The 10,911-nt window shown below is 73.3% G+C and carries 9 protein-coding genes; 2 read left to right on the top strand and 7 right to left on the bottom strand.

Translation table 11 applies throughout. The features are described 5' to 3' along the window. The 4 genes from F2B26_RS11515 to F2B26_RS11500 all read right to left on the bottom strand — a co-directional run. On the bottom strand, positions 1-482 hold a 482-nt coding region (locus tag F2B26_RS11515; protein ID WP_438939198.1), incomplete at its 3' end, for a hypothetical protein. Beyond that, positions 479-1,126: a response regulator gene (locus tag F2B26_RS11510; RefSeq protein WP_159809475.1), complete on the bottom strand. Its 648-nt coding sequence runs from the start codon at positions 1,124-1,126 to the stop codon at positions 479-481. The genes F2B26_RS11510 and F2B26_RS11515, both read right to left, overlap by 4 nt. 23 nt (positions 1,127-1,149) lie before the next feature. Further along, positions 1,150-2,364, bottom strand: a complete 1,215-nt coding sequence (locus tag F2B26_RS11505; protein ID WP_159809473.1) for a trans-sulfuration enzyme family protein — start codon at positions 2,362-2,364, stop codon at positions 1,150-1,152. A 9-nt stretch (positions 2,365-2,373) separates the two neighbouring features. Then, entirely contained in the window at positions 2,374-5,634 is a 3,261-nt protein-coding gene (locus F2B26_RS11500) for a bifunctional diguanylate cyclase/phosphodiesterase (protein WP_159809471.1), read from the bottom strand. A 354-nt stretch (positions 5,635-5,988) separates the two neighbouring features. Here F2B26_RS11500 and F2B26_RS11495 point away from each other — a divergent pair, with 354 nt between their 5' ends. Further along, positions 5,989-6,270 carry an isoamylase early set domain-containing protein gene (locus tag F2B26_RS11495; protein WP_159809469.1) on the top strand — a complete coding sequence of 94 codons (282 nt, stop codon included), beginning with the start codon at positions 5,989-5,991 and terminating at the stop codon, positions 6,268-6,270. A gap of 76 nt (positions 6,271-6,346) precedes the next feature. On the opposite strand, the gene F2B26_RS11490 is transcribed toward F2B26_RS11495, so the two are convergent. Then, on the bottom strand, positions 6,347-7,477 hold the full coding sequence (locus F2B26_RS11490; RefSeq protein ID WP_159809467.1) for a 6-phosphofructokinase: 1,131 nt from the start codon (positions 7,475-7,477) through the stop codon (positions 6,347-6,349). 270 nt (positions 7,478-7,747) lie between these two features. On the opposite strand from F2B26_RS11490, the gene F2B26_RS11485 reads away from it, so the two are divergent. Further along, positions 7,748-8,299 (top strand): YagU family protein, encoded by a 552-nt coding sequence (locus F2B26_RS11485; protein ID WP_159809465.1) that lies wholly within the window; start codon positions 7,748-7,750, stop codon positions 8,297-8,299. A 102-nt stretch (positions 8,300-8,401) separates the two neighbouring features. On the opposite strand, the gene F2B26_RS11480 is transcribed toward F2B26_RS11485, so the two are convergent. Both F2B26_RS11480 and nhaA read right to left on the bottom strand, forming a co-directional pair. Then, the gene (locus F2B26_RS11480; RefSeq protein ID WP_159809463.1) at positions 8,402-9,082 is read right to left on the bottom strand and encodes a polyamine aminopropyltransferase; all 681 of its coding nucleotides are present in this window, start codon (positions 9,080-9,082) and stop codon (positions 8,402-8,404) included. A 35-nt stretch (positions 9,083-9,117) separates the two neighbouring features. Next, positions 9,118-10,911 (bottom strand): Na+/H+ antiporter NhaA (gene nhaA / locus F2B26_RS11475; RefSeq protein WP_328698675.1); only part of this gene is annotated, 1,794 nt, incomplete at its 5' end.

The following is a 10,911-nucleotide window of genomic DNA, read 5'->3' as shown; positions in this document are numbered from 1 at the left end:
CGCTGGCTGTCGAGCGCGTCGAGCACGGTCCGCAGCCGCGCCGCGGCCACCTGCCGGGCCTGCACCGTGACGGTCACCCGGGCGACCACCGCGAGCGCCACCGTGACCGCGACGACGTTGGTGGCGACCCGCGCCCAGAACGGCGACTCGAACAGCACCACGGAGCACCACCGGGCGCCGGCGGCCATGAGCACCGGGCGCAGCACGCCGATCGCCAGCACCGCGACCGCGACGGTGGCGGCCCGGGCGGCCGGTGTCGGCGCCCGGCGTTCGGCCGCCGCTGCGACCAGCCCGACCAGGCCGAGCGCGACGTGCACCGCGAGCGCGATCGCCAGCCCGAGCGCCCGCTCGTGCGCCGTGGTCGCCGAGTCGTAGCCGCCGAGCACCGTGAGTGCGAAGGGCGCCGTCGCGAGCCAGGACCAGCGGGTGAGGACGTGGCCGCTGCCCGCGACCCGTCCCCAGGACGCGAGGGCGGACCTCATCCCGCGTCCGGCCGGCGCGGGCCGAAGGTGGCCGTGTAGAGCTGGACGGCCAGCACGCGGGGGTTCGTCGAGGGCTGGTTCGCCAGCCCCAGCCGTTCGAACGTGCGCGCCACCAGTCGCTCCACCGCACGTGTGGTGCGCCCGGTCCGGCGGGCGATCTCGTCGTTGGAGTGCCCCTCGGCCATGAGCGCGAGCACCTCGAGCTGGCCGCGGCTCAGCCCGGTCAGCGGTGAGCTCTCGTCCGGCTCGGGGGTGTCGGTGTGCCCGGTGCGCACCGCCGCGTCGATGGCAGCGACCAGCTCGTCGGCCGACCCCAGCGCGTCCTTGCCCAGGTACGTCGCGTCGGGCAGCGGGTCGCCGCGCTGCGCGGCCGCCCGCGGGTAGTTGGTGAGGAAGACGACGACGAGGTCCGGCTGGTTCGCCCGCAGGATCGCGGCGAGCTGCGTGCCGTCCGGCCGTGAGCCCAGGTCGATGTCGGTGACCAGGACGTCCGCGTCGAAGTCCTCGGCGCTCGCCAGCGCGGAGGACGCGTCGGCGTGGTCCGACACCTCGAACCCGGCCTCGCGCAGCGCCTGCGCGACGAGCAGCCGCAGGATCTTCTGGTCCTCGACGAGCAGGACGCGGCGGGACCAGGCGGCGGGCACCCTCTGACCCTAGGGCCCGGGGGCTAGCGCGGCCCGAACGTCGCGTCGAGGCCCGCCGCCAGGTCGGCGACCAGGTCACCGGCGTCCTCCAGGCCCACCGACAGTCGCAGGTGCCCCCAGCGGCGGAAGTCGGCCGGGTAGGTGGCGACCCGCGGTCCGGACGTGCCGACGTGCACGATGAGCGACTCGTCGTGCCCGAGCGAGACCGCCGAGGTGATGACCTTGAGCTGCGCGACGAACCGGTTCTGGGTGTCCGGGTCGCCGTGCACCGCGAACGCGAGCATGCCGCCGAAGCCGCGTCCGCCGAACTGCCGGACGGCGACCTCGTGCTGCGGGTGCGACTCGAGGCCCGGGTAGGCGACGAACGCCACCCGCGGGTCGTCGGCCAGGAACCGGGCGAGGGTGAGCGCCGAGGCCTGGTGCCGGGCCAGCCGCAGTGGCAGCGTCACCGAGCCGCGCATGATGAGCCACGCGTTGAACGGCGAGATCACCCCGCCCACGTCCACCTGGGCGTCCGAGCGGATCGGGGCGATGAGCTCGCGGGAGCCGATCACCGCCCCGCCCATCGCGTCGCCGTGCCCGTTGATGTACTTGGTGAGCGAGTGCACGACGAGGTCGGCACCGTCGGCCAGCGGCCGGTACAGCGGCGGCGGGGTGAACGTGGAGTCGACCACGAGGATCGCCCCGGCCTCGTGCGCGACGGCTGCCACGGCGGCGATGTCGGTGACCTTGGTGGTGGGGTTCGCGACCACCTCGACCTGGACGATCCGGGTGGTGGGCCGGATCGCCGCGCGCACCGCCTCCGGGTCGCTCGCGTCGACGAACGTCGCCTCGATGCCGTACTTGGCCGGCAGCAGCTCGGAGTACAGCCGGTAGGTCGCCTCGTAGGTGACGTCGCCGACGACGACGTGGTCACCGCTGCGCAGGTGGGCGAACATCACGGCGTGCAGCGCCGCGACCCCAGAGGCCAGCACGACGGCGTCCTCGCCGCCCTCGAGCGTGGCCAGCTTGTGCTGCAGGTGCCGCTGGTTGACCCCGGTGTTGCGGGTGTACAGCGGCAGGTCCGGGTCGGACTCCGACCAGCTGATGCTCGACGGGTCCTCCGGCAGCGCGTACGAGTTCGCCATGACGATCGGGGTGCGCAGCGCCCGCGTCCCCGGGTCGATGTCGTTCCCGGCGTGCACCGCCTGGGTGTCGAAGGCGAGGGAGGCGGGGTCGTGCTTGTCGGGCCGGGTCACGGCGCCAGCCTAGGACGACCCGTCCTCAGCCCCGCGGCGTGGAGCGTGCTGACGTGCGAACACGCTGAGTGCCTGCGGCGTCAGCGGCCGGCTGTAGTAGTAGCCCTGGACCTCGTCGCAGCCCTGGGTGCGCAGGTAGTCGAGCTGGCCCGCGGTCTCCACACCCTCGGCGATGGTGCGCAGCCCCAGGTTCTTGGCGATCGTGATGATGGTCCCGACGATGGTCCGGTCGTCCGCGTCCAGCTCGATGTCCCGGACGAACGACTGGTCGATCTTGAGCTTGTAGACGTTGAACGCCTTGAGGTAGCCGATCGAGGAGTACCCGGTGCCGAAGTCGTCGAGCGAGAGCCGGACGCCGCGCTCGTGCAGCTCGTTGAGCACGGTCACCGCGATGTGCGGGTCGTGCGTGGCCACCCCCTCGGTGAGCTCGAGCTCCAGGTGCCGGGCGTCGAGCCCCTCCTCGTCCAGGATCCGGTCGACCGTGCCCGCCAGATCCGTGCGGCGCAGCTGCACCGCCGACAGGTTCACCGCGGTGACCATGGGCGCGAGGCCCTCGTCGAGCCAGGCGCGGGCCTGGCGGACGGCGCGGCGCAGCACCCACTCGCCGATCGGCAGGATGAGCCCGCTCTCCTCGGCGATCGGGATGAACTCGCCCGGCGGCACCGCGCCCAGCTCGGGGTGCTGCCAGCGCAGCAGCGCCTCGACCCCGACGAGCCGACCGTCGTCCAGCGCGACCTGCGGCTGGTAGACCACCGAGAGCTGACCCTTCGCGGCCGCGTGCCGCAGGTCGTTGACCAGCTGCAGGTTGCGCGCCGAGCGCTCCTGCATCGCCGGGGTGAAGAACCGGATGCAGTTGCGGCCGTCCTGCTTGGCCCGGTACATCGCGGTGTCCGCGCTGCGCAGCAGCTCCTCGCGCTGGTCGCCGTCGCTCGGGTAGACGGCCACGCCGATCGAGGCGGTGAGCGACAGGTCGTACTCCTCGATCCGGTACGGCCGTGCGATCACGTCCAGCAGCTGGCGTGCCACGTGGTCCGCGCCGCGGGCGCCCGTGCCCGGTGCCATCACGATGAACTCGTCGCCGCCGAGCCGGCAGACCACGTCCTCCTCGCGCAGCGCACCGCGCAGCCGCCGGGCGAGCTCGACGAGCAGGGCGTCGCCGACGGAGTGGCCGAGGGTGTCGTTGACGTCCTTGAACCGGTCCAGGTCGATGAACATGAGTGCGACCCGGCCACGGTCGCGCCGCGCGGCGCTGATCGCGTACAGCAGCCGGTCCTCCAGCTGGGCGCGGTTCGCCAGGCCGGTGAGGGTGTCGAAGTGCGCGAGCGCGTAGACGCGGTCCTCGAACAGCTTGCGGTCGGAGACGTCCTGCGTCGTCCCGACGACGCGATGGGAGTCGACCGGGGAGTCGGACTCGATCCGCAGCCGGGCCCGCACCCAGCGGATCTCGGAGTCCACCACGACCCGGAACTCGTGGTCGACGGGTTCGCCCGAGCGCACCGCGAGCTCGACGAGGTCGCGGTCCTCGGGGTGCACCGCGCTCATCACCAGGGCGAGGTCCAGCATCACCGACGGGTCGAGCCCGAACATCCGCCGCGCCTCGGCGGAGGCGTCCAGACGCCGGGTCGTCGCGTCGTACTCCCAGCTGCCGACCCGGGCGATGGCCTGGGCGGTGGTGAGCGCCGCCTGGCTGCGCCGCAGCGCGACCTCGGCCTGCCGCCGGTCGGTGACGTCCTCGTAGATGCCGAGCACCCCGCTGATCGACCCCGACGGGTCGTGCAGCGCCACCTTGGACGTGCGCAGCCAGCGCGTCGAGCCGTCCGGGCCGGGCTGCGGCTCGTCGTAGGACAGCAGCGGCACCCCTGTCGCGAGCACGCGGCGGTCGTCGGCGCGGTACGTCTCGCCCAGCGAGCCACGGCCGAGCTCGTAGTCGTCCTTGCCGACCACCTCGTCGGGCGAGGACAGGCCGGCGTCGTGCGCGAACGCGGGGTTGCACCCCAGGTAGCGCAGGTCGTGGTCCTTCCAGAAGATCCGCAGCGGGGCGGTGTCGATGATCGTCTGGAGCAGGTTGCGGGAGGCGGCGAGGTCGGACTCGGTGCGGCGGCTGGCATCGACGTCGTGGGACAGCACGACGTACCGGGGGCGTTCGTCCGCCTCGGTGGGTCGCGGTGCCACCGACAGCTCGTGCCACCGCGGGCCCTCGCTCGTGGTGAGCAGGTACTGCCGGCCCCGCGAGGACCCGGTGTCCCGGGCCTCGACCAGCGCCGACCGCACGGCGCGGGCCGCCGGTGCATCGAGCAGGTTCTCCACGAGCAGCCCGACCCCGGTCCTGGGGGGCAGCGCGAGCAGCGCCGCGCCGGCGCCCCGCACGTCGAGCACCCGGCCGTCCTCGTCGATCTCGAGCAGCAGGTCGGGCAGCGCGGCCAGGGTGGCCTGCAGGGTGCGCTGCGAGGTGCGCAGCTTGCGGTAGGGCCGCTCGATCGTGATGACCACGATCGCCAGGTAGATGAAGACGAAGGAGACGGCCTTGTAGACGTGCGCGACCAGGTTCACCCCGTCGGTGACGGCGGTGTAGCGCGTGAACAGCAGCTCGCCCATCGCCATCGTGCACACGGCCCCGAAGAGGGCGGGGGCGTTGTACGGCAGCGGGTCGCGCATCCGCCACACCAGGATCGCCGCCGCGACCAGGCAGATCACGACGACCAGGTACTCGACGCCGACCTTGAACGGCGTGAGTCCCACGCCGTCGACATAGGTGCGGGGCAGCCACTCGGGATGCGTGAGCACGACCGAGGCCGTAGCCGCGACCAGGGCGAGGTAGCCGACGAGCGACGCCCACCGGCTGACCGGCCGCGTGAACGGGCGCCAGGGCCGGAGGGTGGCGACCAGCAGGGTGCCCGCGGCCACCAACCGCGCGACGAGCCAGAAGTCGATGGCCTTCTCGGGCCCGCTCGGTGTGACGAACGCGGGCATCTGGTCGTAGGAGAGCGTGTGCGCGAGGTCGAGCATCGCGACGGCCAGGAAGGCGGCACCGAGCAGCGCGACGTTGCCCGGCAGGTCGTCGTCGCGCGAGTTCCAGCCGACGGCGAAGACGAGCGAGGCGACCACCACCCCGACGGTCTCCAGCAGGATGTGCAGCGGCAGGTAGTTGCCGCTGAGCGACGGCATCGCGCTCTCGGGCACCATCCACATGGCCACGAGCCCTGCCGCCATGAGGGCGAGCACGATGAGCGTGTGCCGCAGCCCGGTGCGGTGACTGTGGTCGATCAGCACTCCTCGCCCCCTCCCGTGGTACCCGGTGCGTCACCGTGGCCCGCCGCCGGTGTGCGCAGCCGGGGCGACGGTCGCCAGAGGCCTTCGTGCCGTTCGACCCGAGGTTCCCACCCGGGGCTGCGGCGCGCCAGGTCAGACGAGGTGCACGCCCATGCGATCGGCCGCGCGGGACGCCGTGCTGAGCACTCCCGGGGTGACGTCACCCGGTGCGGTGACGGAGGGACGGGCGTCGTCGGCCGAGGCGTCGTGTGATCTTGCCCCAGGTCTCTTCCGCCGGGGTGGGCTGTCGCGGCAGGCTTCGGCCCGAGGCCGGTCTCCCCGGCCTCTCGTCGTCTCTGGAAGGACTTGCGCGCCGTGCTCACGCTGTCTCGCCCGTCCGCGACCGGCTCCCGGTCGATCACCTTCGCCCTGCCCGCCGACCAGGTCACCGGACCGGTGAGCGTGGTCGGCACCTTCAACGACTGGACTCCTGGTGTGCACGTGCTGCGCCGGCGCTCCAACGGCACCGCCTCGGTCAAGGTGAGCGTGCCGGCCGGGGCCGAGGTGCGGTTCCGGTACCTCGCCGACGGTGGGGTGTGGTTCGACGACCCGGCCGCCGACCTGGTCGACACCCAGGGGTCGTTGCTCAGGGTGTGAGGTCCGGGGCGGTGGCGTCCGGCGCCGCGCCCGCCAGACGTGACCGTGCAGCCGCGGCCCGTCGCCGGGACGTGGGTCAGTCGCCCAGCCCGGTGCCGACCTTGCGGGCGGCGGCCACCCAGGCGTGGTCGGTCGGGACCAGCTTGACCTTGCCGGCCACCTGGGACAGCGGCACGGCCTCGGTGCCGTCCCCGCGGGCGGCGACCATCACCCCGAACTGCCCGTCGGCCACGAGGTCGGCCGCGGCGGCACCGAGCCGGGTGGCCAGCAGCCGGTCGGCCGCGCACGGGGCGCCGCCGCGCTGCACGTAGCCCAGGATCGTCACACGGGACTCCAGCCCGGTGGCGGCCTCCAGCTCACGGGCCAGCTTGAAGGTGTGCTCGCGCTGGGCGTCCTCGACGTTGGCCAGGTGCGCCTTGGCGGCCCGCTGCGACTCGGGCGTCTTGGCCATCTTGACCAGCAGCTGAGCGGCCTCGTAGTCGGCCGCGTCGTCGACGTCGCGCGCGCCCTCAGCCACCGCGATGACCGAGAAGTTGGACCCGTGGGCGGTGCGCCGCCGGATCGTCTCGGCGACCTTCTCCACGGTGTACGGGATCTCGGGGATGAGGATGACGTCGGCGCCGCCGGCGATGCCGGAGCCCAGCGTGAGCCAGCCGGCACGGTGCCCCATGATCTCGGTGAGGATGATCCGGTGGTGGCTGTGCGCCGTCGAGTGCACCCGGTCGATCGCCTCGGTGGCGATCTCCATGGCGGTGGCGAAACCGAACGTCGTGTCGGTGGCCGCGATGTCGTTGTCGATGGTCTTGGGCAGGTGGATGACGTTGAGCCCCGCGTCCACCAGGCGCATCGCGTTCTTCGCGGTGCCGCCGCCACCGAGCACGACGAGGCCGTCGAGCCCGTTGCGCGCGTAGTTGTCGACGACGACGGACGTCATGTCCGTGGTCCCGCCGTCCACGTGCCAGCGGTGCACCTTGTCCCGGCTGGTGCCCAGGATGGTGCCGCCGACGGTGAGGATGCCGGACAGCGCGTGCGCGTCCAGCTCGACGGTGCGGTTCTCGACCAGTCCGGTGAAGCCGTCCCGGAACCCGATGAGCTCGGCGCCGTACTGGCTGATGACGGTCTTGCCGAAGCCGCGGATGGCGGCGTTGAGGCCGGGGCTGTCGCCGCCGGCGGTGAGGATGCCGATCCGACGCTTCTTGCGAGCCATGAGGCCCCCCTCTGGGACGAACGCTGTGCCGGCGGTGGGGTCGCAGGAGGTCCGCCGTCCGGGTGCCCCGCCTCCCGGCGGCGTGCGGGCCCAGTCTGGTGAGCCGGGTCCCGTGAGGACAAGCGCGGGGCGCGGCCGGGGTCGTCGGCCTCGCCCGGAGCGCCTGCCGAGGCGATCCGATGCCCGGGTGTGCCCGTATGTGTTGTTTCAGGCCCGAATCTGGGCCCTTGGTCGCACAATCATGGGATGAATGGTTGTCAGGCTTCTCCCATGCGCACCACAGAACCAGCACGTCGTCGCTACCGGGTCGCCCTCCTCGTCGGCCTCATCACCGGGGTTATCTCCGCCATCGTGAAGTTCGGCTGGGAGATCCCGTTCCCGCCCCGCACCCCGGCCCGCGACGCCACCAACCCGCCCCAGGCCATGCTGGAGCTGCTCGGCTTCTCCAAGACCTGGACGCACTCGACGTACCTGTACAACGACAACCCGCGCCCCTGGGTCAGCTTCATCGTCCACTTCGGCTTCGCCATCGCCTTCGCGATCCTCTACTGCGTCGTCGCAGAGAAGTACCCGCAGATCAAGCTGTGGCAGGGCACGGTCTTCGGCGTCCTCGTCTGGGTGGTCTTCCACCTCCTCGTGATGCCGGCCATCGGTGTGGTCCCGGCGCCGTGGAACCAGCCGTTCGCCGAGCACTTCTCCGAGCTGTTCGGGCACGCCTTCTGGATGTGGATCATCGAGCTCACACGTCGTGACCTGCGCAACCGCATCACCCACGAGCCCGACGCCGAGGTCGACCCGACGCACCTGGCCTCCCGCGTCTGAGGTCGCCACCGGCAGCACCCCGCAGCGCCCGCGCCACCGACCGCGCGGGCGCTGCGGCGTCCGCGGGACCTCGTTCACCGGGCGGCGTTCACCGGGCGGCGTTCACCGGGCCGGCCGGACCGCCAGATAGAGCGCGTAGGTGAAGGTCCGCGCCGCCCGGGTCACCTCGAGCAGCACCTCGGAGCACCCGCCGGCCACCGCCTCGAGCGTGCGCTGCAGCGTCGGCGACCGGTCGGCCGACCACACCGCGAGCACCCCGCCGGGGGCCAGCGCCGCGCACGCCGCGGCCAGGAACGGTGAGCCGTAGACGGCGGCGTTGCCGGTGTGCACCAGGAAGTCCGGCCCGTTGTCCACGTCGAGCAGCACGGCGTCCAGGCCGGTCCGTCGGGGGACGACGTCGAGCACGTCGCCGACGGTGAGGGTGAGCCGCGGGTCGGCGTCGGGCAGCTCGGGCAGCAGGCCCTGGTGCGCCCAGTCGACGAGCGCCGGGTGCAGCTCGACCACCTCGACCGCCCCCACGGCCGGGCTGTCCAGCAAGGTCCGGGCGGTGCAGCCCAGGCCCAGACCGCCGACCAGCACCTGCAGCCCGCCGCGCCCGCCGGTGACCGGGTCGGTCCCGGTGAGCAGGTCGAGCGCCACCCGGGCGAGCTCGCGCTCGGTGGACGTCTGCGCCGAGTCCATCGCGAACACCCCGTCGACCACGAGCTCGAGCACGTCACCGCGCAGGGCGAGCGTGAGCTCGCCGTGCGCGTCGCGCGCCCGGGCGATCTCGATGCGGTCCACGAGGCGATCCTGCCCCTCGTCGGCGGCTCGCGTGCTCAGTCCCGCAGGGCCGCGACCAGGGACGCCGCGTCCCAGGGGCCGTCGTGCCGCACACCGTCGACGAAGAACGTCGGGGTGGTGTGCAGGTCCATGAGGTCGGCGTCGTCCTCGTCGTCCTGCACGCGACGGGCCACGTCGGGGCTGTCCAGGTCCGCCTCGAAGCGCACGACGTCCAGACGCAGGTCGGCGGCGTAGGCCAGCAGGTCCTCCCGTTCGAGCCGGTCGTGCCGCGCGAACAGCAGCGGGGCGTAGTCGAAGAACCGGCCCTGGGCGTGCGCGGCCTCGGCGGCCCGGGCGGCCAGCACGGCGTGCGGGTGCACCCGGGTGAGCGGCAGGTGCCGGAACACCCACAGCACGTCGTCGCCGAGCGCGGCACGCACCTCGTCGACCGATCCGGTGGCGCGGCTGCAGAACGGGCACTCGAAGTCGCCGTACTCGACGAGCACGTGCGGTGCGTCCAGCCGGCCGCGCACGTGGTCACGCGTGGGGTCGACCCCGCGCAGCAGGCGGTGCCCGACGGGGGTGATCGGCCGGTACCGCTCGAGCAGCCGGAACGTGACCGCACCCAGCCCGAACGCGACCACCGAGGCGGCCAGCACCCCGACCCGGGCCTGCGCGGCGGCCTGCTCGTCGGGCAGGGCGATGTCCACCATGAGCAGCGAGATGGTGAAGCCGATGCCGGACAGCGCCGCACCGCCGGCGACCCGGCCGAGCGTGAGCCCCGGCGCCAGCCGTCCCCAGCCCAGCCGTTGCACGAGCGCGGTGGCCCCGGTGATCGACACCAGCTTGCCGACGACGAGCCCGATGACCACCGCCCAGGTGAGCGGAGACCGGGCCGCAGCCGCCAGCATCGTGCCGTCCAGCCGGACCCCCGCATTGGCCAGGGCGAACAGCGGCAGCACCACGTACGCCACGAACGGCCCGATCGCGTCCTGCATCCGCTCGTTCGGCGACAGCGACTCGCGCAGGCTTCGGGTGGTCGCCGCCGCGAACCGCGGGCTGGGCGACTGCCGGAACGCCCGCGCCAGGCCCTCGACCCGCTCCACCTCGCGGCGCCGTGGCTCGAACACCGGCACCAGGAGGGCCACCGCCACGCCCGCGAGCGTCGGGTGCACCCCGGCCGCGTGCAGCGCGAGCCACACGAGCACCGCGAGCACGAGGTAGGCCGGACCCCGCCCGGCGGGCAGGAACCGCACCGCGGCGACCAGGACGAGCAGCCCCGCGGTCACGAGCAGCGGCACCAGCCGCACCGCATCGGAGTAGAACAGCGCGATCGCGGTGAGCGCCCCGATGTCGTCGACCACGGCGAGCGTGAGCAGGAACACCCGCAGCCGCGCCGGGTGCCGCGGTCCGATGAGGGCCAACGCACCGAGCAGGAACGCCGTGTCGGTCGAGATGACGACGCCCCAGGCCGCCGCGTGCTCGCCGGCCACCAGGGCGAACAGCAGCGCAGGCAGCACGAGCCCGGCCACCGCGGCGGCCGCCGGCACCACCGCGCGGGCCCGGTCGGTGAGCTCACCGATGGTGAGCTCGCGGCGCACCTCCAGCCCGACGCCGAAGAAGAAGACCGCCATGAGCGCGTCGTTGACCAGCTCGTGGGCGCTCAGGTGCAGCCCGGCCGACCCGACCTCGAGCACCACCGGGGTGGACCAGAACGCGCTGTAGCCGGCCGACCACGGCGAGCTGGCCCAGACCAGCGCCACCACCGAGGCCAGGGCCAGCGCGGCGGCCGACATCCGCTCCCGGCCGGCCGCGAGGACGCCGGCCCGCAGCCGCCCGACCAGCCCGGG

Source organism: Cellulomonas citrea (assembly GCF_009829685.1).
Classification (GTDB): domain Bacteria; phylum Actinomycetota; class Actinomycetes; order Actinomycetales; family Cellulomonadaceae; genus Cellulomonas; species Cellulomonas citrea.
This window is presented reverse-complemented; position numbering and strand designations above follow the sequence as displayed.

Bases quoted from the DNA above. Each gene is read 5' to 3' on its own strand.
- F2B26_RS11485 (WP_159809465.1), top strand. From the start codon at position 7,748: ATGCGCACCACAGAACCAGCACGTCGTCGCTACCGGGTCGCCCTCCTC.
- F2B26_RS11490 (WP_159809467.1), bottom strand. From the start codon at position 7,477: ATGGCTCGCAAGAAGCGTCGGATCGGCATCCTCACCGCCGGCGGCGAC.